Source organism: Paraburkholderia sediminicola, from assembly GCF_046027825.1.
Lineage (GTDB): Bacteria > Pseudomonadota > Gammaproteobacteria > Burkholderiales > Burkholderiaceae > Paraburkholderia > Paraburkholderia sediminicola_D.
Map to the genome: position 1 here is coordinate 66,853 of NZ_JAQQDU010000002.1, position 22,106 is coordinate 88,958.

Here is a 22,106-nt window from a genome sequence, read left to right on the forward strand (position 1 = left end):
GCAAACGCAACGCGCGAGGCTCGCGCGTGCGAACCGCGAACCTAGTCGGGGAAAACCACGCGCAGCGTCGCGCTGGCGGGTGTCGCACTACAGGCAAGCGTCCAGCCGTCGGTCAGATCGGCTGCATCGAGCACGTGGTTGGCATTCAGGTTCACGCTGCCGGTCTCGACCCGGCACATGCAGGCGCCGCACAAACCGCTGCGGCACGAGTTCGGCGCCGGCACGTCGGCGCGCAGCATCGCGTCGAGCAGGGTTTCACCGGATTCGCAGGTGAAGGCGAAGGTGTCGCCGTCGAGCACGGTTTCGATTGCGGCGTTGTCGACGGAGGCCGTCTCGGGCGCTTCGGATGCCTGAGACACGTCTGCCCGTTCCGGCGCCACGGACGCGGTGCGCGCTGCGGGCACGCCGATCGCTCCGGGCGTAGCAGGCAAATCCGGCAGCGAAGCAAACCGCTCCACATGCACCTTCGCGCGTGGCAAGCCCAGCGCAAGCATCGCTGCCAACGCGCTCTCCATAAACAGCGCCGGCCCGCAGATGAAGCATTCCTGCGTGCTCCAGGGCCGCGCCAGCTCTTCCAGATGACGTTGCTGCGGAATGCCCTGCACGCTATCGAGCCAGTGGATCACGCGCAATCTTCCCGCGTGCCGCTGCCCGAGTTGCCGCAGTTCTTCACTGAAAATCACCGACTGCGCGTCCCGATTCGCGTAGATCAGGGTCAGCATGCCGCGCCCGTTCACCAGCGCGGACTTGAGGATCGACAGCACCGGCGTGATCCCGCTGCCCCCCGCGAACAGGAGCAGGTCGCCGTCGAGCGAGCGCGGCGTGAACACACCCGCGGGCGCCATCACGTCGAGTTCGTCGCCGGGCTGAATGCTGTCGCACATCCAGTTCGACACGCGCCCATCGCGCACCCGCTTAACGGTGATCTTCGGCGCGCGGTCGATACCCGGTGCGCTCGAGAGCGAATAACAGCGCTGCACGATGGCATCCGCGCACGGCACCTTGAGCGTCAGAAACTGCCCCGGGCGATAGCTGAAGGCATCGTGCAGCGCTTGCGGCAGATCGAACACGAAAGAGCGCGCGTCGGCGCTCTCCGCGATCACGTCCGCCACTTTGAGCCGGTGAAAACGCGAATCGGCCATGGCGTGCGAACTCAGGCGATGCCCATGATCATCTGCGCATTGTCGATCCGATACTCGCTGCCATTGATAAAGCGAGACTCATCGGACGCAAGGAACAGCACCAGATTCGCGATGTCTTCCGGCAGACACATACGACCGTGCGGATCGACCGATTGCGTGAGCGCGTCGCGGGTTTCTTCGGCTGTGCCGAAGAACGGCGCGGTCATCGGCGTGAGAATGCCGTCCGGGTGAATCGTGTTGCAGCGGACCTTGTAGCCCTGCTGCTTGCAGTGCGCGGCAATCGCACGCGTCATCGCCGTCACCGCACCCTTGCTGGCCGAATAGGCGCAGAACATCCCGAGTCCGCCCAACGCCGCCACCGACGACATGTTGACGATCGACCCGCCCTTCTCTTTCATCGCCTTGACTGCCGCGCGGCAACCGAGAAAATAGCCTTCGGCATTGATGCGCAGCACGCGCTGCCATTGTTCGAGCGTGGTGTCTTCAATGCTGCCGAGCAACAGCACCGCGGCGTTGTTGACCAGCACATCCGGCGTGCCGAAGGTCGTTTGCGCCGCGCCGAACACGTCGTTCCAGCCTGTTTCCGACGAGATGTCGTGACGCACGAACAGTGCGGCGTCGCCGATCTCCGCTGCCACTTCGCGGCCGGCTTCCTCGTTGACGTCGGTCAGCACGACACGCGCGCCTTCACGCGCGAACAGCAACGCGTCCTGTTTGCCGACGCCGCTCGCAGCACCCGTCACGACGGCGATCTTGCCTTTGAGTCTGTCTCCCATCTTCATTCTCTCTTCAGTGTCAGTCAGTTTCAGTCAGGGATTGGGCGGTGTTCGCGAGAACCACGCCCGCTGCGGCCCGGCCGGCCTGGCGGCCGGACCAGATACAGTCCGCGAGCGAGAGGCCGCTCACGTAATGATTCGATGCCAGGCCGCACGCGGCCCGGCCGGCGGCGAACAAGCCTTCGATCGGTGCGCCGTCCGACGACAGCACGGCGTTGCTGGTCTCGTCGACCTGCAAGCCGCCGAGCGTGATCGACGGGCACGGGAAGACGCGGCTGTCCGATGAAATATCGATCGCGTAGTAAGGTCCATACATAAGTGGCTGCAGCATGGCGGCGGATTTGCCAAACGCGCGGTCGATGCCGTTAAGCGCGCCCAGGTTGTAGGCATTGACGGTTCGCTCGAGCACCGCCGGATCGCTGCCGATGCGGGCGGCCAGACCGGCCAGCGACGAGGCACGCTTGCGGCCTGCCAGCATCAACAGCATCGCGGGCAGGCTCTGGAACGCCCACAGCTTGCCGCGCAAACATTCCTTGAGCGCCTGCTTCACGAGCCGCGCATCGAGAATCAGCCACGCGTGCCCGTCGCGCGTTTCGCACATGGCGTGGCCGAGCGCCGCGCCATAGACTTCCTCGTTGCAAAAACGCTCGCCGCGGCGATCCACCACGCAACCTTGCGCCCACGTATAAGGCGGGTTAATGAAGCGCCACGCGGACACCCGTTCAAGCCGCTGCGCCACGCCGCCTGCAGACAAGCCGAGGCGGATGCCGGAGCCGTCGCAACCGGTGGTGCCAAGACGCCAGTTCGGCAGATAACGCGGCGCATAGTGCGCCACCATCGAACGGTTGAAGATGAAGCCACCGGTGCTCAACACCACCGCATCGGCCTTGATCGTGATGAGCCGGCCCTCGCGCTGTTCAAGGCGATAGAGCGCATCGCGCAGCCGATCGGCCCACGCCGGCATGCCGTTATGCAGGCGTTCCGCCCAACGCGCGAGCCGCCGGTGGGCGCGCTGGGCCCGGCCCGGTGCCACTTGCCAGACCTGAGCGCCGATCACGCGCCCGCTGGGGTCCGTGACCAACCGGCGCACGCTTGCATGGCACATCGTGTCGACGAACAGGTGCGCATCCACCGCGCGCCGCAACGTGTCGTACAGCACGCGGCCCGACATGCCGTCGCCGACCACCCGATGCCCACGCGGTGCGGGCGCATGTTCGCGCACGCCGTCACCCACGGCTTCATTGCCTGAGTAGTACAGGTAATACTGGTTCTGCGGATACGACGTCTTGCGCGGCGGCACCGACGCGGCAAAGCGCACGCCGAGGCGTTCGAGCCAGCGCAGCATGTCGACGCTGCCTGCGCAAAAGCGTTTGAGCGTCGCAGCGGACACGGCGTCGCCCACTTCCTGCCGCAGATACGCGAACATCGCCTCAGGCGTGTCGCTGTACCCCGCTTCGGTTTGATAGCGCGTGCCGCCGCCGGCATAGACCACGCCGCCGCTTTTCGCGCTCGCGCCGCCGCCCTCGAAACGCTCGACGATCCGCACTTTCGCGCCGGCCGCCGCCGCTTCCAGCGCGGCACACGCACCCGCCGCACCGAATCCCGCCACCAGCACGTCGCATACGTCGTCCCAACGCACACAGGCGGGATCGTCGACGACGAGCGGCGCGTCAACCGGCGTGGCCGATCCCTGCTCCGCGGACGAAGGGCTTTGCATCACGCGCGTGCCCGGTCAGGCCGCTGCGCAGCGCACGGGCGCCGCGGCGGTCGTATAGACGCCGTCCACATACACCAGCGGATCGACCTCGCCGCTGATCAGTACCTGCTCGACGCGACCGATGAAGATCGCATGCGTGCCGTAATCGAAGCGGCCGTCCTGTGTGCAGATCAGACTCGCCTGCGCATCGTGCAGATACGGCACGCCGTGATCCGATGTCTGCCAGTTGCCGGTCGTGAAGCGTTCTTCGCCTTTGAGACGTCCGCTGCAATCGATCGCAATGTGCTGATGCTGAGCGGAGAGCACGTTCACGCAGAATGCCGCGCCCTTGTCGAGCGGCGAAAAAATCGACGACGTGCGATTGATGCAGATCAGCAGCGATGGCGGCTCGGTCGAGAGCGAATCGACCGCGGTGGCCGACATCGAATAGCGCCGTTCGCCGTCGTTGCAACTGATGACCGCGACCGAGCGCGCGAGACGGCGCATCGCCAGCAGCATATCGCCGCGCAATGGGTGAGAAGTGAGGTCGGTCATGGCGTGACTCCGCGAAGTTCGTTGCTGGCAGCGCGTGCTGGTTCTGAGGTACTGCTGTCGCCGTCGCGCTCATCGCCACCGTCGGCGAGATGGTTCGCGGCGATGTAGCCGAAAGTCATGGCGGGGCCAAGCGTCGACCCCGCGCCGGGATAGCTCGCCCCCATCATCGACGCGCTGGTGTTGCCGATCGCATAGAGCCCGGCAATCGGCGTGCCGTCGGCGTGCAGCACACGTGCGAGGGCATCGGTCAGGAGACCGCCTTTGGTGCCGATGTCGCCCGCGTCGATACACACGGCGTAGAACGGCCCAGTTTCAATCGGCGCGAGGCACGGATTCGGTTTGACGCTCGGGTCGCCGTAGTAGGTGTCGAAGGCGTTGCCGCCTTTGGCGAACTCTTCGTCGATACCGGTCGCGGCGTAGCGATTCATCTTCGCCACGGTATCGCGTAAGCCTTGTGCATCGACGCCGATCTTTGCAGCCAGCGCATCGAGCGAACCGGCCTTGTAGAGCAGCGAACGGAACGCCGCGGGGATGCGGGTGTCCGGCATCATCGCGCCGGGCATGATCGGCCCGCACGGATATTTCTGACGGAACTGCGCGTCGAACACCATCCACGCCGGCACACACGCGCCAGTTTCCGCATGGTCGCGATACATCGCCGGCACGAACTCGGAATACGGCGCCGCCTCGTTGACGAAGCGCTTGCCGAGTCCGTTGACGACCACGCAACCCGGCAGATTGCGTTCGACGAACAGCGCGCGCTGCTTCTCCTCGTGATCGACGTGAACGGTCGGCGCGCCCCACACGTGTTCCATCAACGCAGTCTGTGCGCCCAGTTCCAGGCCGACTGCGATTGCATCCCCCGTGTTGTTCGGCGGCGTCGCGCTCCACTGTGCCTGCGTGGGCTGCGGCAGATAGCGCTCGCGCATCGCCTGATTGCGTTCAAAACCGCCCGCCGCGAGAATCACGCCGCGTTTTGCGAGCACACGCACAGTCTCTCCGCCGCGCTCCACCACGACGCCCGTTACGCGGCCGTCTGCTTCAAGCAATTCGCTCATCGGCGCGTTGAGCCACAACGGAACATCACGATCGAGCAAAGCGCGGCGCAGGCCACCTGCCAACGCGTTGCCGAGCGTCAGGCGCCGATCGCGCCGCGAGCGGCTGCGCGCGCGCAGATCGAACCAGTAGCGGCCGAACTGCTTGAGCGCGAGTCCGATATAGCCCGGCGCTTTCGACAGCAGCATGTGGGCCTCTTTCGAGGTCACCGCCACACGCCCACCGATCAGCGTACCCGGTGAAGGCAGGCGCAAGCGCGCGAACTCTTCGCCGAGCGACGCGCCGTCCACCGGCAAGGGATCGAGCGCGCGGTAACCCGGCATCGAACCCGGCAGATCCTGAAAGTAGTCCGCGTACTTCGGCAACGACTCATAACGCACCGGCGTCTTCGCCTCAACATAGCGCAGCATTTCCGGCGCGGTGTCGAGGTAGGCGTCGATCCGCTCGGTCGCGGTCACGCCCTTGGTGCAGGCGTCGATGTAGGTTCGTGCGGCCTCGCGCGTATCCGTGGCGCCCAGTTCGGCGATATGGTGGTTGCACGGAATCCAGATGCCACCGCCCGACACCGCCGAGGTCCCGCCGTACACGTCGCTCTTTTCGAGCACGACCACGGACAGGCCGCGATCGGCTGCGCGGCAGGCGGCCAGCATGCCGCCCGCGCCGGAGCCGACCACCACGACGTCGAACACATGCGTCTGCGTTTGCTGTTCGCTCATGGCGGCATCCATCAGACGAAGAAATCGGTATTCGGACGTCCAAGCATCACGGCGCCGAGATTCTGGCCGAAACGGTCGAGGTTGTTTGCGTAGTGCGCGCGCGCCGCATGCAGATCGAGAAAGCGCCGCACCAGCGGATTGCGGTTGTAAATGCCGTTGCCGCCCGCGTAGCGCAGCAGCGCGTTAGCAGCCTGCGCGCAGCGTTCGGCCACTTGCGCGGATTGATAACGGAAATGCACGCGCTGTTCGATCGAAACCGCCGGGCCGCCATTGGCTGCCGCGAGCAGTTCGGCGAAGTTGCGCTTGAGCAGCACCTTCATTTCGTCGAGCGCAACCGCCGCGTTGGCGCAGGCGGTTTGCGCGCCGGTGTCGTCGGTAGTTTTCGCGCCGCTGTTGGCGCTCACGCGAGTCGCCGCGTAGGACGTGAAGTCATCCAGCGCGCCTTGCAATGCGCCGATGCACGCGGTGCACACCGCGCGGACGAAGATCTGCGCAAACGGCAGATGGAACAGCGGCGCATCGTTGAGTGCGAGGCCGGGGCTCGTGCCCATCATGCCGTCGATGGCTTTGTGCGTGCGATAGTCCGGCACGAATGCATCGTTCACCACGATGTCGTGGCTGCCGGTCGCGCGCAGGCCCAGCACGTCCCAATCCTGCTCGATCGTGTAATCGCTTTTCGGCAGCAGGAAGGTGCGGTATTCCGGCGGTTCGCCTTCTTTCGCGGGCGGCACCAGCGCGCCGAGAAAGATCCATTCGCACAGTTCGCTGCCGCTGGAAAACTTCCAGTGCCCGGACAGCCGGAAGCCGCCGTCAACGGGCGTCACCCGGCCCACCGGCATATAGGTCGACGCAATCAGCGTGCTTTGATCCTTGCCCCACACGTCCTGTTGCGCGCGTTCGTCGAACAGCGCCAGTTGCCAGTTGTGCACGCCGACCACGCCGTACACCCACGCGGTCGACATACAGCCGCGCGCCACGGCCATCTGAATCTCGAAGAAGGTTTGCGGATCGAGTTCGTAGCCGCCGTAACGCTTCGGCTGAAGCACCTTGAAAAAACCAGCCGCCTGAAAATCGGCCACCGTTTCAGCGGGAATCCGGCCATTCGCCTCGGCCTGCGCGGCACGCCCGGCGAGGACCGGCGCGAGCGCTTCGGCGCGGGCGATCAGTTCGGCTGCAAGGGCTTTCGAATCGTTGTCGCGATGCACGGCTGTCTCCTTGATGGCGCGTGAGAGGGGTGTCGCGCCTGTTTTGTTGGGTTCATCTTCGAGCCGCGGCTGCGGCGTCGCATCGTCTGAAGGGACTAGCGACGCCTGCCTCACCCGCTCTTATGCAGCGACCTTATGCGGCAACCTGCGCCTTCTGCTTCTCGGCCTTCAGACGATTGAAGTACGGAATCACGTGCTCGCCGATGTTGCGGATTGTTTCGAGTTGCGCTTCCTGGGAGACCGTGCCCATCTGGCAGAGGAACAGCACCTCATCCACGCCCGCTTCCATCAGGCGGCCCACATAGCCGATGCAATCGTCGACGGTGCCGTAAGCGTGATTCGGGTTCATCATCGAAAGCGCCGGATCGCTGAAATCGACCACCACCTCTTCCGACGCGAAGCGCGAACGGATCACCATTTCGCCGGTATTGCCCTTCACGAGGTCATCGCCCCAGCTATCCGGGTTCGGACGCTCGCCGCCGGTGTACCAGTAAGCCAGCGATTCCATGAAATAGCGCTGACCGCGGATACCGATCTTGCGGGCCTGCTGGCCATCGCTCATCACCACGGTCGGGCACAGGGCGGCCAGATGCTGCGTCGGACGGAAACCGACCTGGTCCTCGGCTTTGCGGGTCGCCCATGCTTCGCGGTAGATCGCGTTCTTCTTGGCCACTTCATCCGGGCCGCCGAAACCGAGCACCAGTGCGCCCAGGCCGCGTTGTCCGGCGCGCAGCAAGCCGTCGTTGTTGGTGCACGCCATGTACATCGGCGGATGCGGGTCCTGGAACGGCTTCGGGTGAATCGGCCGTTTAGGAATCTTGATGTATTTGCCGTCGTGCTCGATCTCGTCCTGCACGAACATCTTCGGCACCAGGTACATCGATTCGTCGATCATCGGTTGCAGCTCGGCGAGGTCGTAGCCGAATGCCCCCGCTTCCTGCTGGCTGCCGCCTTTGCCGACGCCGAAATGCACGCGGCCGCCCGACAGAATGTCGAGCATGGCCACACGTTCAGCCACCTTGATCGGGTGATTCATCGCGGGCGGCAGGCAGATCACGCCGTGGCCGAGGCCGATGCGGGTCGTGCGGCCGGCCAGATACGCGAGGAAGGTTTCCGGGGCGCTCATATGCGCGTAGTTCGTCAGCGACGTGTGTTCGACGCACCAGACGGTATCGAAACCCATCTGTTCGGCGAGCAACGCCTGCTCGACGGTCTCCTTGAATACCCGGTGATCGCCTTCCCGCGAAGCGTCCGTGGTTTGGGCTTCGTAAATCAGAGAAAACTTCATTGCGTGCGTCTCCATGAATTTTGGACTGTGCTGGAACGGGCGGTCCGCTCTCGACCCACCGATTCGTACGATGATCGTGACGGTCCACGGAATGAAGTTTCAGTTCGCGCGTGCAGACCGGCATCGTCTATTTGGATTAACGGTGCGCGCTTTGGCGTAGAAGCTTTGATCGGAGGCGTTTTTTGCCCGCTGTTTCGCCGTTTTTTGGCCTTCAGGTAGTCCGATTGGACCTCGTGCGGCGCTTGTGCGCGGCGCTACGATCAAACCGCTGTACAACGCGACTCAAACGATGGGAGTGCAATGCAATGAAGGCTTCGATGATGCTGTACCCGGTCGACACAATCGATGCGGCGCTGCCGCTCTTTGTCGACGGGCTGGGTTTGACGGTGAAGTTTCGTGACGGCGAACGCTATTGCGCGCTCGATGGCGCTGCGCTGACTATCGCGCTGGTGGCGGGTGAGGAAAGGATCGTCGAGCGCGCGGCGCTGGTGTTTCGCGTGGACGAAAACGATGACCTGTATGCGGCGATGGCGCGTGTTGTAGCAGCAGGTGCGTCAGTGCGAGCGCCGGTTCAGCAAGGGCCGCACGAATTGCGCGCGGTGCTGGAGGACAAGAACGGCGCGTTGCTGGTGTTGTCGCAAAAGCGCGCGGTTTAAGGCGTTGGAGCGTGTGCCGCGCTTGTAGCAAGCGCGACACACGCGGTGGTCTCATTCAGATCAGGCGAGTTCAGCCCCGCCCGAGCCGGATTTCAACCGAGCGGCACCACACTGCCCAGCAGAATGCGTACGAGCGTAGCCTGACGTGTCACGCCCGTCTTCGAGAAGATTGCCCGCAGATGGGCCCGCGCGGTGTTCTTGCTGATACCCAGATCGTCGGCCGCTTCTTCCAGCGTCAACCCATTGGTCAACAGCAACGCGAGCGAGGTCTCCGCAGGCGTGAGGTCGAACAGCTTGCGCACGATCTCCTGCGAGCCCTGCGATTTGCGATCGGGATCGCGCAAGAACAGCACGGTTGCCGGGCGGCGCTTGTTGTCCTCGGACCAGTCCGATAGCGGAATCGTACGCACCAGCACGCCGAGTTTCGGCTTGTCGCAACCGCGCGTGATCGGCATGGCTTCGACAATCGGCGCAGCTGTGCCGAAATGCCCCATCAGGGCATGGCGCACCAGACGCTGCAGATTGCGGTTCTCCTGCGCATCGGTCGCCTCGACATTGCCGTGCGCGATACGCAGGCCGTTGCCCTGCGCGAGAATCTCATCGGCCACGCTGTTGGTGCGCATGATCGCGCCGCTCTCGTCGAGCGTCACCGTGCCCACCAGCATCCGGTCGATCGCGCTCGCATACAGCGTGCGCTCCGACTCCACGATATCGAGGCGCGAATGCAGTTCGACCGCGCGCCGCAAATGCGGCAGCAGCAGCGCGCAGAACGCCTTGTCGCGTGCGGAAAAATGCTTCGACGCGTGACTGCGGCACACGCGAAACCGGCATTCGACGCCGGACTCCGTGCGCAGATCGGCGCCCATGATGTAGCGAATGTCGGCCGGCTTCAGGAACTGCTTGTAGAGTTCGCTGGTGAGCCAACCCGTGTCGCCGAATACTTCGTCGACCGTGACCACGCGCTCCGCCGGCAAACCGACGAACGGGTCGAGCGAATAGTAGTAGTTGTTGTACGACGCTTCGCCCGGCACGCCCGACCCCATTTCGGACGCGTGCACCATCAGACCGCGCCGGTCGCTCGAAGGCGAACGCAGAATCAGGGTGGCGTAGCTCGCGCCGAGCGAGGTACGAATCAACTCGAGCGCGCTCGCCCACGGCGTGCTTTCCAGCGCTCCCTGATAAATACGCGCGGTCAGTTCGCTGAACTGCGCCACGTTCACCTCGGCCAGTTCACTCATGGCCTGGCCCTCTTCAGGGGCCAATTTTGTCTCCATCAACACTCCGTCCTCCAAGCGATTTTGCATCGCGTCGCCAAGCTTAAGGGCCGATCTGTTTGCTGGCATCGGGGGAAGTACTTAGCTGACAAAAGTTTCGCTGAGCGTGCGAACGAACTCTCGTCCAATCGGACGATGCCCCCTTGAAGCCGCCGCGCTTCAATGCGTTCATTGGTGCGGCGTGCGCGCTGAACACCCTGATTTGCGGCCCGATTCTCGTTATGTGCGGCCGCATCGCTTATATCCGGTATAGCCGCTTTCAAGACAGTTTTCTCAGGAGACCCGATGCCGCTCGATCCCCAGGCGCAGGCCGTGCTCGCCGCTCTCGCCGGCATGCCCCCACTCGATTTCGCGCAACTGACCGCGCCCGCTTACCGCGCGATGCTCGCCGCGGGCGGCGGTTTTGCGCCCGGCGACCCGATCGCGGCGGAAGAAGATCTGATGATTCCCACCGCCAGCGGCCCGATTGCTGCACGCCTCTACCGGCCGCTGACGGAAGGCGCCGATGACAAGGGCCTGCTGCCCCTTACTGTTTTCTTTCACGGTGGCGGCTTCGTTTCGTGTGGGCTCGATACGCATGCCAACGTGTGCCGTTGTCTGGCGCAACGTGCACGAACGGTCGTGCTATCGGTCGATTACCGGCTCGCACCGGAAGCGCGCTTTCCGGCCGCCGCGCTCGACGCGTGCGACGCCGTGCGCTGGGCCGCGGCCAACTCCGCCGATTTACGCGTGCGGCCGGGCGCCCTTGCCGTGGCCGGCGACAGCGCAGGTGGCAATCTCGCTGCGGTAGTCGCGCAACAGTTGCGTCATAGCGGCGTGAATATCGCGCATCAGGTGCTGTTCTATCCGGTGGTGGATTGCGCCACAGAACATCCTTCATACGAATCGATGGGCGACGGCTATTTACTGACGGCGGACATGATGCGCTGGTTCAAAAGCGAGTACTTCGCAGAAGGCACCGATCGCGCCGATCCGCTCGCCAGTCCGCTTGCCGCCACCGATCTCACCGGCGTGGCCAGCGCCACCATCATCAGCGCCGAATACGACCCGTTGCGCGACGAGGCCGAGCACTACGCGGCACGTCTCGCGCAAGCAGGCGTGCTGACGACGCATCTGCGCTGGCCGGGGCAAATGCACGGCTTCGCCAGTTTGCTCGGCGCGCTCGATGCGGCCGACCAGGTACTCACGATGGCGGCGCAAACCTTGCGCCATGCACTGCACGCCCAGAACACCTGACTCCGCTGACCAGAAAAGATATGACTGCATTGATCCGCCTCGCGGCCGAAGACGGCATCGCGACGCTCACGTTCGACCGCCCCGAGGCGCTGAACGCCCTCAACGAAGCGATGGCAACCGAACTGACTGCCAAGCTCACACGCCTCGCGCACCATGACGAGATCCGCGCGATCGTGCTGACCGGCGCCGGCAACGCCTTCATGGCGGGCGGCGATCTGCAGACCATGCGTGCCGCACTCGATGCGAAGCCCGTGGTACGCGACCGTTCGATCGGCAAACTCGTACGGCTTGCGCAAACCGTGGCCGAGACCGTCACGAGTTCGCGCAAGCCGATCATCGCCAGTGTCAACGGCGCCGTGGCGGGCTTCGGCTTGAGCCTCGTCGCAGCCTGCGATCTGGCTATTGCCGCAAAGAGCGCGACGTTCACCTCGGCGTACAGCCGCATCGGCACCTCACCGGATGGCGGCGCGACCTACACGTTGCCACGTGCGCTCGGCACCAAGCAGGCCGCGCAATGGATGTATCTCGATGAACGGCATACCGCCGACGAAGCGTTGCGAGCGGGCTTCGTTAACTGGGTCGTACCGGACGATGACCTCGTCGCGCAAACACGCGCGCTGTTAAAGCGGATGGGCGCCCTCTCGCCGGACGCGTTCGCGCAAACCAAGAATCTGATCCAGCATGCCCCCGAGCGCAGCTTCGCCGAGCATCTGTACGCGGAGCAGCGCAGCTTTCTGCACTGCACGGCAGGCGACGATTTCCGCGAAGGCATCGACGCTTTCTTCGACAAACGCGCACCCGCATTCGGTTCTAGCGCACGTTAGGCGCTTGTCCTCGCTTCTTATGAACGGCGACAGCAAACAGCAACAGCAGTAGCACAGGAACAAAGCCATGAAACTGGCCACTACCGACGAAATCGTCGCCGAACTGAAAGCCGGCCGCATGATCATTCTGGTCGACGAGGAAGATCGCGAAAACGAAGGCGATCTGCTGATTGCCGCTGACCACGTCACGCCAGAAGCCATCAACTTCATGGCGCGTTTTGGCCGCGGCCTCGTTTGCCTGACACTGAGCGCCGAACACTGCGTGCGCCTCAAGCTCCCGCCGATGGCGGAACAGAACGGCACACAATACGGTACCGCGTTCACGGTCAGTATCGAGGCCGCGCAAGGCGTCACCACCGGCATCTCCGCTGCGGACCGCGCGCATACGATCCGCACCGCGATTCACGCGGATGTGCGTGCCGAACATCTGGTGCAACCAGGTCATGTGTTTCCGATTGCGGCGCGCAAAGGCGGCGTGATGGTACGTGCCGGACACACGGAAGCCGGCTGCGATCTGACCGCGCTCGCCGGACTGACGCCAGCCGCCGTGATCTGCGAAATCATGAACGACGACGGTACGATGTCGCGCCTGCCGCAACTGATTGAATTCGCGGAACTGCACGGGTTAAAGATCGGCACCATCGCCGATCTGATTCACTATCGCAGCACGCACGAGTCGCTCGTCGAACGTGTCGGCGAGAAGCCGTTGCACACGCCGTGGGGACCGTTTCGCGCCATTCAGTATCGCGACACCGTGCGCCAATCCACGCATCTCGCGCTGGTGCGCGGCACGCCTCTGCCCAACGTGCCGGTCCTCACACGCGTGCACGAATGCTTTTCGCTGCTCGATCTGCTCGACGCCGAACCGTCCGCGCATTCGTGGCCGTTGCACGCAGCGTTGCAAAAAATCGACGCGGCCGGGTGCGGCGTAGCGGTGCTGCTCGATTGCGACATGCGGGCCGATGCGATGAGCAGCACCGGCAACGGTACGTCGGCGCGTAAGGACGGCCGGCTCTCCGGGATTGGCTCGCAAATTCTGCGCGACGTCGGCGTGCGGCGCCTGAATGTGCTGTCAAGTCCGTTCAGGCTGCCGGCGCTGTCGGGTCACGAACTCGAAATCATGGCGTTCATTCCGCTTGGCGAAGCCGATCTGGATAACCCGCACGCGTTCGAGCGCGCCTCTGTTGTGCCGACGGTCGGCGCGCCGCGGATGTCCGCGCCGTTTCGGTCCCCCACAACGGCGCAGGCAAGCGCTCAGCCCGCGTCATACGAACTCGAAGCCTCCTGATGGTGAATCCCCGATGAGTCAACCTGAAAAACCCTATGTAGCGCTCGTCACGGGCGCCTCACGCGGCGCAGGCAAAGGTATCGCACTCGCGCTCGCCGCGACCGGCGCGACGGTCTACGTGACCGGGCGCACGCAGCGCGAAGGCGATGCGCCCTTGCCCGGCACCGTGCACGCGACGGCCATCGAAATCGACAAGCTCGGCGGCAAAGGTATCGCACTCACCTGCGATCACGCTGACGACCAGCAGGTGGCACAAGTGTTCGACACCATCCGGCAGAACAGCGGGCGCCTCGATATCCTCGTCAACAACGCCACCGCGCTGCACGATGAACTGATCCGCCCGGCACCGTTCTGGGAAAAGCCGCTGGACCTCGTGGATATTCTCAATGTCGGCTTGCGCTCCGCGTATGTCGCGAGCTGGCATGCCGCGCGAATCATGGCCGCACAAGGCGACGGGCTGATTGCCTTTACGTCCTCGTTCGGCGCGAGCTGCTATATGCACGGCGCGGCGTACGGCGCGCAGAAAGTGGGCGTCGACAAGTTTGCCAAGGACATGGCCGTCGATCTGAAACCGCACGGCGTTGCAGCGGTTTCCATCTGGATGGGCATGCTGCAAACCGAGCGGACCGCACGCGTGATCGCGGCGCATCCCGAACAGTACGCAGGTTTCAGCGAACTCGCGGAGACGCCGCAATTCACGGGACGTCTGATCGATGCGCTGTATCGCGACCCGCACCGTCAGCAGAAATCCGGTTTGGTGCTGGTCGGCGCGGAGCTTGCGCGCGAATACGGTATCACCGAGCTCGACGGGCGACAGCCGCCTTCGCATCGCGAGGCGTTGGGCGGGCCTGTACAGGCGCATCCCGCGATTGTGGCCTGATACTGCGCGGCGTAGGTGGGGCGGCACGGCGTTCGCTATGCCGTGCCGGGCGAGCGGGTTCGTGACCTGTCCTGCCCTATTCCGCCTTGCCGCGCAGTTTCGCATCCTGTCTTGTCCTGCCGCACGGCGCCGTGTCGTGTGCTGCCACACGGTGCCTTGTCTTGCGCTGCCAGACGGTGCCTTGCCTTGCGCTGCCAGACGGTGCCTTGCCTTGCGCTGCCATACGGTGCCTTGCCTTGCGCTGCCATACGGTGCCTTGCCTTGCGCTGCCATACGGCGCCTTGTCTGGTCCTGCGGGACCGGCAACTAGAAGCCTGTCACCACCATTGCAAACACCAGCGCTGCACCGCCCACCGCGCCAAGGAATGTGAAGCACTGTTCGTCCGCGCCGGAGTGGCGTGCCCAGACTTTTCCAATCAGCGCAGCCAGCCCGGTAATGCCCAGAAACACCGACAGCGACGAACCGGCCGTGCACACCATGCCGGGAAACTCGTCGCTCCAGGCGCACGCGTAGAGTTGCCGCACGGATACGCCGACCACGCCGATCGCCACCAGTACACCGGCAATCAGTCCGTCCCGCTGAACTCTGGATTTCATTTACAGCCCTCCCGCATCACGCTCTGCCTCCATCCCTATACGCGGCCCCAACGCCTGCCGCGCGGCTGTGCGCCTCGATACGGTGGACGGAAAGCCCTGTCGCACCGCTCTCAGTTCATACCGCCATTGACGGCGATTCGACGCGGGCGGTCATCGTCCGGATGGACTAAGGGGATTGCCGGACGGATCGCCTGGGGGATTGCCTCAGGGATTGCCTCAGGGGTTGCCTGGGGGAATGCATGACGGACTGCACGAGGCACTCCCTGAGAACATTGCCGGGGAACTGCCGGGCGACTGCTGCGGGATCAAAAAGGAATCGCAGAGGGGACTGCCTGGATATCTTCGGGGAATGACGGAGCGGACTGTCCGGGTAACTCCCAGGCGGGAAGCGGTGGACGTGACGGCGAACACCGTCACGTCAATGCGATCGCGCGATACCAGCGTCAGCGTACACGTCAGGCCGTTTGCGGCTTACCGGTAAACCACGTCCCGATGATCTCTTCAATCGCGCGTGCAGCGGACAGCAGCGCAGCCTCGCCGCGCGGCTTACCGACGATCTGGATGCCGACCGGCAACCCGCTGGCGCTCATCCCACACGGAATCGCGATAACCGGCATGCCGGTGAGCGTCAAAGCGTAGGTGATCGCGAGCCAATCGATATACGTATCGAAGTGCTGACCGACTGCGTCGCGGATATCGCGCGCTTCCACCGGAAACGGCAGCACGATCGAAGCCGGGCAAATCAACACGTCATAGCCTTGCAGCAGCGCGTTCATCTTGTGGAACAACGCGCCGCGCGTGCGCTGCGCCGCGAGCATCGCGCGGTTATCCACCTGCAGACCGAACTCGATGTTCCAGATCACGTTCGGGTTCAGCACGTCGCGATGTTGCGCGAGCACCTCTTCATAGTTCGCTGCATACGAGATACCGCGCAGCGTGTGGAACGCCTCGCGCGCCCCACTCAGATCGATATCGCTTTCATCGACACCGACGCCCGACGCCGCGAGCCGGTCCATCGCTTGGCGGCAGATCGCGAGAATTTCGGGCTCGACTGTCGCGATACCCAGCCCTTCACTGAATGCAACACGCGACGGACGCTTCGGCCTGCGCGCATGCGCCAGAAACGAAGTCGCCGGTTCGCTCAGCGACAGGGGCGCGCCATCGACGTCGCCGCACATTGCGTCGAGCAACAGCGCCGCATCCGTCACGTTGCGCGCCATCGGACCATGAATGCCCAATGTGTTGTACGGATCGGCGGCCGGGCCGTACAACACGCGCCCCGGCGTCGGACGCAGGCCGACCACGCCGCAAAACGCAGAAGGCGTACGTAACGAACCCGCCAGATCGGAGCCTTGCGCGACCCATGCCGTGCCCGACGCCAACGCGGCGGCTGCGCCGCCGGACGAACCGCCCGCCGAGCGCGACAGGTCCCACGGATTGCGCGTAATACCGAACACGCTGTTATAGGTATGCCCGCCCGAGCCGAACTCCGGCGTGTTGGATTTCGCATAGACCACGCCACCACGCGCTTCGAGCAGCGTCACGCCGGCATCGGATGCTTCCGGAATGCGATCGCGATAGACGAGCGAACCGCGGGTGGTGCGCACGCCGGCTACATCGGTCAAATCCTTGATCGGCACCGGCAGCCCGCATAGCAGGCCGCGCTCGCCGACCGGCTTCTTCAACAATGCGTCGGCATGGGCATGCGCGCGCTCGAAGCACAGCGTGGGCAGCGCGTTGACCCGCGGTTCGACGCGCTCCACCTGCGCGGCCAGCGTGTCGAGCAGATCATGCGGACTGACTGCCTCCTCGCGCAACAGATCGACGATCTCGCACGCGCTTCGCTCAATGAGACTCAAATCGACGGACATAGTGGCTATCGGCTCCGGAGTGGGGATGACCGTCAGTTTCGCATGTCGCGTGCATTTGAGTCGTCAAGCCAGCACTTTCTTCGCTGGCCTGGTTTCGCTTTTTCCTATGCAACGCACCGAACAGCGCGGAGTCTCGCTATACGACTGGGTCAAGCTCCTTCGTCCTCAGCATCGCTGTCGTGCAGCAGGCTCAGCACGCGCCGCTTGATCGCGATGAAGCCGGGGTCCATCACCATCTCGAGCGAACGTGGCCGCTCGATCGGGATTTCCAGCCGCTCCTTGATACGCCCGGGCCGCGCCGACATCACGTACACGCGGTCGCCGAGCAGGATCGCCTCGTCGATATCGTGCGTGACGAACAGCACGGTTTTGTGCGTACGCTCCCAGACGCGCAGCAACAGCTTTTGCATCTGCGCTCGGGTCTGACTGTCGAGCGCGCCGAACGGCTCGTCCATCAGCAGCACCTCGGGATCGTTGGCGAGCGCGCGCGCAATCGCCACCCGCTGCATCATTCCGCCCGACAACTGCTTCGGATAAGCATCGACAAAATGGCTCAGGCCGATCTCGTCGATGTAATGCGCGACGATTTCCGCGCGCTCTTTTGCGGGCATGCGGCGGCGTCGCAAACCGAACTCGACGTTCTGCCGCACCGTCAGCCACGGAAACAGCGTGTACGACTGAAACACCATGCCGCGGTCCGCGCCCGGTTGCGTGACCGTGCGCCCACCCACCACGATTTCGCCCGCTGTCGGCTGTGCCAGCCCCGCTGCCAGATACAGCAAGCTGGACTTGCCACAACCGGAAGGCCCGACGATCACAGCGAACTCCTTCTCCGGCACATCGAGCGACACCTTATCGAGCGCGATCGTTGTGCCGCCGTGTCCGTTCGGGTAGTGCAAGTCCACATCGATCGCCCGCAACTTCGCTTCGGGCATGGGCTTATGCAACGGTTCCACCTGCCCGAACGCCTCAGGCCGCATTGCCAATGCAGTTATTGCGCCCATGGAGCCACCTTCAGTTTGAGGATGCGAAACGCCTGATCGGTAACGAGACCGAGCAGCCCAATGATGCCGATCGCCATGAAAATCACGTCGACCTGAAAGCCACGCATCGCTTTCATGCTCAGATAACCAAGTCCACTCGAAGCAGCCACCAACTCGGCGACCACGAGGTAGGTCCATGCCCAGCCCATCGTCACGCGCAACGTGTCGAGAATCCCCGGCACGCTGGCCGGCGTCAGCACATTGAGCAGCACATCACGACGCGACGAACCGAGCGTATAAGACGCGTTGAGCAGTTCCTTCGACACACCTCGCGACACATCGGCCACCATCACCAGTTGCTGAAAGAACGTGCCGAAGATGATTACCGTCACACGCTGCTCCAGCCCAATGCCGATCCACAGGATGAACAGCGGCACGAACGACGTGACCGGCAAATAGCGCATGAAGTTGACGATCGGCTCGAGTGCGCCCTGCACAATGCGAAACGTGCCCATCAACATGCCGATCGGAATCGCGAACAGCGACGAAATCGCAAAGCCGATCAGTACGACACGGACACTGGCGAACACGTGTTCGCCGAGCGTGCCATCCTCATACAGCCGTTGTGCGGCGTCGAGCACCGCCCCCGGCGACGGCAGGAACAGCGAAGGAATCAGGTTCCCGTAGGTCAGCAGCGACCAGCCGGCCAACACCACCAGCCACACCGCGACGCCGACCGCGATCAGCACCGGTCGTGGCACGTCGGCCTTAGGCGTCAGGCAAACGTTGAGCAATGAAGGTCCGCGCCGCCTTGCCACAGGTGGCGCTTTCGTATGGTTGGGCAGCGTCGTGCTCATTGCGGCACCTTCGCGCTGGCGAACGTCGGATCGACGAGCATGCTGTAATCAACGGCAATTTTCTGTTTGCCCAGATCACTCCAGATGCTGCTGCCGAGCGTAATGACCTTCTCGACTGACCCCGGCTTGGCCGAGGTCCCGAGCAGGCCAATGTTCATCGGTTGATCATAGAAGCGCACGCCTTTGGCGGCTTCGGCGAACGCCTTCGGATCGGCCAGGTAGCCGCCCACGCCCTTCGCCATGATCGCGTAGGCCTTCTCAGGGTTGGCCCTGGTGTAAGCAACGGCCTTGTAGATGCCGTCCACCAGCGCCTGCACGTCCTTCGGGCGGTTCTTGATGATGTCGCAATTCAAGGTCACCACATCGACGATCACGCCAGGTGTGGCCGAGCTGTCGATCAGCACCTTGCCCTGCTTGTGTTCGCGCACGAAGGTCAGATGCGGTTCCCACGTCACCGCGGCCGGTACGCGTTTGGCGATAAAGGCGCTCGCGGCATCATCGGCGCTCATGTTCTGGATCGTCATATCTTTGATCGACATGCCGCGTTGCTTCAACAGATACGCAAGCCAGAATTGCGACACCGAACCTTCGCTCATTGCAATCGGCTGCTTCTTCAGGTCCGCGAAACTGTTCACCCCGTCGCCCACCAACACGCCGTCGCCGCCGAAGCTTTCGTCGAGCGCAATCACACTCTTGAAGCAAAAATTCGGCGAGCGGAATTTCATCACTTCATCCACGGTCGAGGCGGAACCGTCGATCTTGCCCGACGCCTGCGCCGCCATGTAGATCGAAGCGTCATCGATCGTCTTCAGGTCGACGTCGAGCCCTTCCTGCTTGAAATAGCCGAGATCGCGCGCGAGGTACAGCGTGCCGTAGCCGACCCAGGTGGTGTGGGCAATCGTGAGTGTTCCCGCGTTGGCGGCCGGCGAAGCGAACGCGGCGAAGGCCGCGAGCGTCGTTGAAAGCAGCGTGCCAGCAGCCGTTGCCGCGACGCGACGTGTCAGTGCGTTGAACATGAGCGGTTCCTTGAATGGAGATCGAAAACCACACGCACCGCGTGCGGATGCACCACTCAGCACCAGCCATGCACCTGAATTGTGAATCGCTCAAAATTCCTTCGTCAGCGAATCCTGAGTAATACACGGCGTGAACGATGAGTGACGCACCAAGCGTAGCGCCGCGCCATCATTGGTCAAAAATTGTTTTCCTTGCCTAAACATAGCTTTTAATTATGCAGAGGAAAACGTAATGAATTCGACGCCGCTGCGCTACGCACTGCGTCAGTTGAAGTATGTCGGAAGCGAACCGGCAACAAGCCGGGTCGTGCCAAGGCTGTCAGCTCTTGAGCCGATACCCGGTCTTGAAGATCCACGCGACGATCGCGAGAAACACCGCCAGAAACAGCGCGGTCATCCCCAGGCTGACTTCGACATCCACGTCGGCGAGACCGTAAAAGCTCCAGCGAAATCCGCTGACCAGATACACGATCGGATTGAACAGCGTCACGACCTTCCAGAACGGCGGCAGCATATTGACCGCATAGAAACTGCCGCCGAGAAACGTGAGCGGCGTGATGATCAGGAGCGGCACGAGTTGCAACTTCTCGAAGCTATCCGCCCAGATGCCAATAATGAAACCGAGCAGACTGAACGTGACCGCGGTCAGCACCAGAAACAGAATCATCCAGAACGGGTGCTGCATTTGCAGCGGCACAAACAGGCCGGCGGTAGCCAGAATGATCAACCCGAGCAGAATCGATTTGGTGGCCGCCGCGCCCACATAGCTCACGACGATCTCCAGATACGACACCGGCGCCGACAGCAACTCGTAGATCGTGCCGGTAAAACGCGGAAAGTAAATGCCGAACGACGCATTCGAAATGCTTTGCGACAGCAGCGACAGCATGATCAAACCCGGTACGATGAACGCGCCGTAACTGATGCCGTCCACTTCCTTGATACGCGAACCGATTGCCGCGCCGAACACGACGAAGTAAAGCGAAGTCGAAATCACCGGTGCGATGATGCTCTGCATCAGCGTGCGCCAGGTGCGCGCCATCTCGAACTTATAGATCGCGCGAATTGCGTAGATATTCATTGGTTACCTCGGAGCAGACTGACGAAGATGTCTTCGAGCGAACTTTGCGTCGTATGCAGGTCTTTGAAGCGGATGCCGGCGTCGTCGAGCGTTTTGAGCAGCGCAATGATGTCGGTGCGTCCGCCCTCGCCTTCATACGTATAGATCAACTCGTTGCCGCCCTTGGACACATCCAGCCCATATCCGGCCAGCGCAGGTGGCACCTGCTCGAGCGGACGCTCCAGTTGCAGCGTCAACTGCTTCTTGCCGAGTTTGCGCATCAACTCCGTCTTCTCTTCCACCAGCATGATTTCGCCCGCATTGATCACGCCGATGCGGTCGGCCATCTCTTCGGCTTCGTCGATGTAGTGCGTGGTGAGAATGATCGTCACGCCACTGGCGGTGAGCGAGCGCACCAGTTTCCACATATCGCGGCGCAACTCGACGTCGACACCTGCAGTGGGTTCGTCGAGGAACAGCACACGCGGTTCGTGCGAAAGCGCCTTGGCAATCAGCACGCGGCGCTTCATGCCGCCCGACAGCGTAATGATCTTGCTATTGCGCTTGTCCCACAACGACAGATCGCGTAACACCTTTTCCACGTAAGCGGGGTTTTTCGGCTTGCCGAACAGCCCGCGGCTGAACGAGACGGTTGCCCAGACCGTTTCGAACGAGTCGGTGGTGAGCTCCTGCGGCACGAGGCCGATCAGCGAGCGCGCGCCGCGATAGTCCGTCGCGATGTCGCGGCCGTCCACCGTCACGCTGCCCACGCTTGCGTTGACGATGCCGCAGATGATGCTGATGAGGGTAGTCTTGCCCGCCCCGTTCGGCCCAAGCAAGGCGAAGATTTCTCCGCGGTTAATCGAAAGGTTGATGTTTTTGAGTGCGTGAAAACCCGTGGCATAGGTTTTCGACAGGTTCGTGACCGAGACGATTGGCTGCATGGATTCGACGATGGCAGACACCGGGTTTAGATTGGAAGGAGGCGGTGCGAAAGCGCGACCGCACCCGCAATGTAATTGAAAGTTCGAAAGCGTGCAGCACAACCCCGAGATTTTGAAGAAACCGATAACCTGGATCAAGCTCCGCCGGCGCGGCGTGTCAGCCGTTCAACCCCGACCGTGGTCTTT

Annotated in this window: 19 protein-coding genes and 1 pseudogene; 5 read left to right on the forward strand and 15 right to left on the reverse strand. The window is 63.2% G+C overall.

All coding sequences use genetic code 11. From position 1 onward, the window contains the following. Positions 1 to 41: 41 nt before the first annotated feature. The 7 genes from PQQ96_RS01470 to PQQ96_RS01500 all read right to left on the reverse strand — a co-directional run bounded on the left by PQQ96_RS01470 (position 42) and on the right by PQQ96_RS01500 (position 8,434). A complete protein-coding gene (locus PQQ96_RS01470) occupies positions 42 to 1,142 on the reverse strand; it encodes a 2Fe-2S iron-sulfur cluster-binding protein (protein ID WP_408287776.1) in 1,101 nt (366 codons plus the stop codon). A gap of 11 nt (positions 1,143 to 1,153) precedes the next feature. Then, entirely contained in the window at positions 1,154 to 1,918 is a 765-nt protein-coding gene (locus PQQ96_RS01475) for a glucose 1-dehydrogenase (protein ID WP_171983815.1), read from the reverse strand. Positions 1,919 to 1,937: 19 nt separating this feature from the next. Further along, the gene (locus PQQ96_RS01480; protein ID WP_408287779.1) at positions 1,938 to 3,635 is read right to left on the reverse strand and encodes an FAD-binding protein; all 1,698 of its coding nucleotides are present in this window, start codon (positions 3,633 to 3,635) and stop codon (positions 1,938 to 1,940) included. Positions 3,636 to 3,650: 15 nt separating this feature from the next. Continuing rightward, entirely contained in the window at positions 3,651 to 4,169 is a 519-nt protein-coding gene (locus PQQ96_RS01485) for a flavin reductase family protein (protein WP_408287782.1), read from the reverse strand. Then, entirely contained in the window at positions 4,166 to 5,941 is a 1,776-nt protein-coding gene (locus PQQ96_RS01490) for an FAD-dependent oxidoreductase (protein WP_408287784.1), read from the reverse strand. The genes PQQ96_RS01485 and PQQ96_RS01490 overlap by 4 nt, the downstream gene beginning before the upstream one ends. Positions 5,942 to 5,952: 11 nt before the next feature. Continuing rightward, positions 5,953 to 7,146 (reverse strand): flavin-dependent monooxygenase, encoded by a 1,194-nt coding sequence (locus PQQ96_RS01495; protein ID WP_408287787.1) that lies wholly within the window; start codon positions 7,144 to 7,146, stop codon positions 5,953 to 5,955. Between the two features lie 133 nt (positions 7,147 to 7,279). Beyond that, positions 7,280 to 8,434 (reverse strand): LLM class flavin-dependent oxidoreductase, encoded by a 1,155-nt coding sequence (locus PQQ96_RS01500; RefSeq protein WP_408287789.1) that lies wholly within the window; start codon positions 8,432 to 8,434, stop codon positions 7,280 to 7,282. 305 nt (positions 8,435 to 8,739) lie between these two features. Between PQQ96_RS01500 and PQQ96_RS01505 the strand changes: the two genes are divergently transcribed. Beyond that, complete coding sequence (locus PQQ96_RS01505) at positions 8,740 to 9,090, forward strand: VOC family protein (protein WP_408287792.1); 351 nt, start codon at positions 8,740 to 8,742, stop codon at positions 9,088 to 9,090. 92 nt (positions 9,091 to 9,182) lie between these two features. Here the strand turns inward: PQQ96_RS01505 and PQQ96_RS01510 are convergent, their stop codons facing one another. Further along, positions 9,183 to 10,364 (reverse strand): helix-turn-helix transcriptional regulator, encoded by a 1,182-nt coding sequence (locus tag PQQ96_RS01510; protein ID WP_408287794.1) that lies wholly within the window; start codon positions 10,362 to 10,364, stop codon positions 9,183 to 9,185. 285 nt (positions 10,365 to 10,649) lie between these two features. On the opposite strand from PQQ96_RS01510, the gene PQQ96_RS01515 reads away from it, so the two are divergent. From PQQ96_RS01515 to PQQ96_RS01530, 4 genes and pseudogenes are all read left to right on the forward strand, one after another. Then, positions 10,650 to 11,600, forward strand: coding sequence for an alpha/beta hydrolase (locus tag PQQ96_RS01515; RefSeq protein WP_408287797.1), 951 nt, complete (start codon positions 10,650 to 10,652; stop codon positions 11,598 to 11,600). A gap of 20 nt (positions 11,601 to 11,620) precedes the next feature. Then, entirely contained in the window at positions 11,621 to 12,424 is an 804-nt protein-coding gene (locus PQQ96_RS01520) for an enoyl-CoA hydratase/isomerase family protein (protein WP_408287800.1), read from the forward strand. Between the two features lie 67 nt (positions 12,425 to 12,491). Then, positions 12,492 to 13,562, forward strand: a pseudogene (gene ribBA / locus PQQ96_RS01525) (bifunctional 3,4-dihydroxy-2-butanone-4-phosphate synthase/GTP cyclohydrolase II); the annotation flags it as partial. A 163-nt stretch (positions 13,563 to 13,725) separates the two neighbouring features. Continuing rightward, positions 13,726 to 14,592 (forward strand): SDR family NAD(P)-dependent oxidoreductase, encoded by an 867-nt coding sequence (locus PQQ96_RS01530; protein WP_408287803.1) that lies wholly within the window; start codon positions 13,726 to 13,728, stop codon positions 14,590 to 14,592. Positions 14,593 to 14,898: 306 nt separating this feature from the next. Here PQQ96_RS01530 and PQQ96_RS01535 read toward each other — a convergent pair whose 3' ends face one another. The 7 genes from PQQ96_RS01535 to PQQ96_RS01565 form a co-directional block, all read right to left on the reverse strand. Next, complete coding sequence (locus PQQ96_RS01535; RefSeq protein ID WP_408287806.1) at positions 14,899 to 15,189, reverse strand: hypothetical protein; 291 nt, start codon at positions 15,187 to 15,189, stop codon at positions 14,899 to 14,901. A 455-nt stretch (positions 15,190 to 15,644) separates the two neighbouring features. After that, positions 15,645 to 17,060, reverse strand: a complete 1,416-nt coding sequence (locus PQQ96_RS01540) for an amidase (RefSeq protein ID WP_408287809.1) — start codon at positions 17,058 to 17,060, stop codon at positions 15,645 to 15,647. A 149-nt stretch (positions 17,061 to 17,209) separates the two neighbouring features. Further along, positions 17,210 to 17,995 (reverse strand): ABC transporter ATP-binding protein, encoded by a 786-nt coding sequence (locus PQQ96_RS01545; RefSeq protein WP_408288159.1) that lies wholly within the window; start codon positions 17,993 to 17,995, stop codon positions 17,210 to 17,212. A 56-nt stretch (positions 17,996 to 18,051) separates the two neighbouring features. Further along, on the reverse strand, positions 18,052 to 18,900 hold the full coding sequence (locus tag PQQ96_RS01550; protein WP_408287812.1) for an ABC transporter permease: 849 nt from the start codon (positions 18,898 to 18,900) through the stop codon (positions 18,052 to 18,054). Continuing rightward, complete coding sequence (locus tag PQQ96_RS01555; RefSeq protein ID WP_408287814.1) at positions 18,897 to 19,916, reverse strand: ABC transporter substrate-binding protein; 1,020 nt, start codon at positions 19,914 to 19,916, stop codon at positions 18,897 to 18,899. Before PQQ96_RS01555 ends, PQQ96_RS01550 begins: the two co-directional genes overlap by 4 nt. A 319-nt stretch (positions 19,917 to 20,235) precedes the next feature. Then, complete coding sequence (locus PQQ96_RS01560) at positions 20,236 to 20,997, reverse strand: ABC transporter permease (RefSeq protein WP_408287817.1); 762 nt, start codon at positions 20,995 to 20,997, stop codon at positions 20,236 to 20,238. Further along, positions 20,994 to 21,920, reverse strand: a complete 927-nt coding sequence (locus PQQ96_RS01565) for an ABC transporter ATP-binding protein (protein ID WP_408287819.1) — start codon at positions 21,918 to 21,920, stop codon at positions 20,994 to 20,996. The genes PQQ96_RS01560 and PQQ96_RS01565 overlap by 4 nt, the downstream gene beginning before the upstream one ends. Positions 21,921 to 22,106: the final 186 nt, after the last annotated feature.

Bases quoted from the DNA above. Each gene is read 5' to 3' on its own strand.
- PQQ96_RS01545 (WP_408288159.1), bottom strand. From the start codon at position 17,995: ATGCCCGAAGCGAAGTTGCGGGCGATCGATGTGGACTTGCACTACCCG.
- PQQ96_RS01520 (WP_408287800.1), top strand. From the start codon at position 11,621: ATGACTGCATTGATCCGCCTCGCGGCCGAAGACGGCATCGCGACGCTC.
- PQQ96_RS01515 (WP_408287797.1), top strand. From the start codon at position 10,650: ATGCCGCTCGATCCCCAGGCGCAGGCCGTGCTCGCCGCTCTCGCCGGC.
- PQQ96_RS01480 (WP_408287779.1), bottom strand. From the start codon at position 3,635: ATGCAAAGCCCTTCGTCCGCGGAGCAGGGATCGGCCACGCCGGTTGAC.
- PQQ96_RS01535 (WP_408287806.1), bottom strand. From the start codon at position 15,189: ATGAAATCCAGAGTTCAGCGGGACGGACTGATTGCCGGTGTACTGGTG.
- PQQ96_RS01470 (WP_408287776.1), bottom strand. From the start codon at position 1,142: ATGGCCGATTCGCGTTTTCACCGGCTCAAAGTGGCGGACGTGATCGCG.
- PQQ96_RS01475 (WP_171983815.1), bottom strand. From the start codon at position 1,918: ATGGGAGACAGACTCAAAGGCAAGATCGCCGTCGTGACGGGTGCTGCG.
- PQQ96_RS01490 (WP_408287784.1), bottom strand. From the start codon at position 5,941: ATGAGCGAACAGCAAACGCAGACGCATGTGTTCGACGTCGTGGTGGTC.
- PQQ96_RS01530 (WP_408287803.1), top strand. From the start codon at position 13,726: ATGAGTCAACCTGAAAAACCCTATGTAGCGCTCGTCACGGGCGCCTCA.
- PQQ96_RS01540 (WP_408287809.1), bottom strand. From the start codon at position 17,060: ATGTCCGTCGATTTGAGTCTCATTGAGCGAAGCGCGTGCGAGATCGTC.
- PQQ96_RS01550 (WP_408287812.1), bottom strand. From the start codon at position 18,900: ATGAGCACGACGCTGCCCAACCATACGAAAGCGCCACCTGTGGCAAGG.
- PQQ96_RS01560 (WP_408287817.1), bottom strand. From the start codon at position 20,997: ATGAATATCTACGCAATTCGCGCGATCTATAAGTTCGAGATGGCGCGC.
- PQQ96_RS01555 (WP_408287814.1), bottom strand. From the start codon at position 19,916: ATGTTCAACGCACTGACACGTCGCGTCGCGGCAACGGCTGCTGGCACG.
- PQQ96_RS01500 (WP_408287789.1), bottom strand. From the start codon at position 8,434: ATGAAGTTTTCTCTGATTTACGAAGCCCAAACCACGGACGCTTCGCGG.
- PQQ96_RS01505 (WP_408287792.1), top strand. From the start codon at position 8,740: ATGAAGGCTTCGATGATGCTGTACCCGGTCGACACAATCGATGCGGCG.
- PQQ96_RS01485 (WP_408287782.1), bottom strand. From the start codon at position 4,169: ATGACCGACCTCACTTCTCACCCATTGCGCGGCGATATGCTGCTGGCG.
- PQQ96_RS01510 (WP_408287794.1), bottom strand. From the start codon at position 10,364: ATGGAGACAAAATTGGCCCCTGAAGAGGGCCAGGCCATGAGTGAACTG.
- PQQ96_RS01565 (WP_408287819.1), bottom strand. From the start codon at position 21,920: ATGCAGCCAATCGTCTCGGTCACGAACCTGTCGAAAACCTATGCCACG.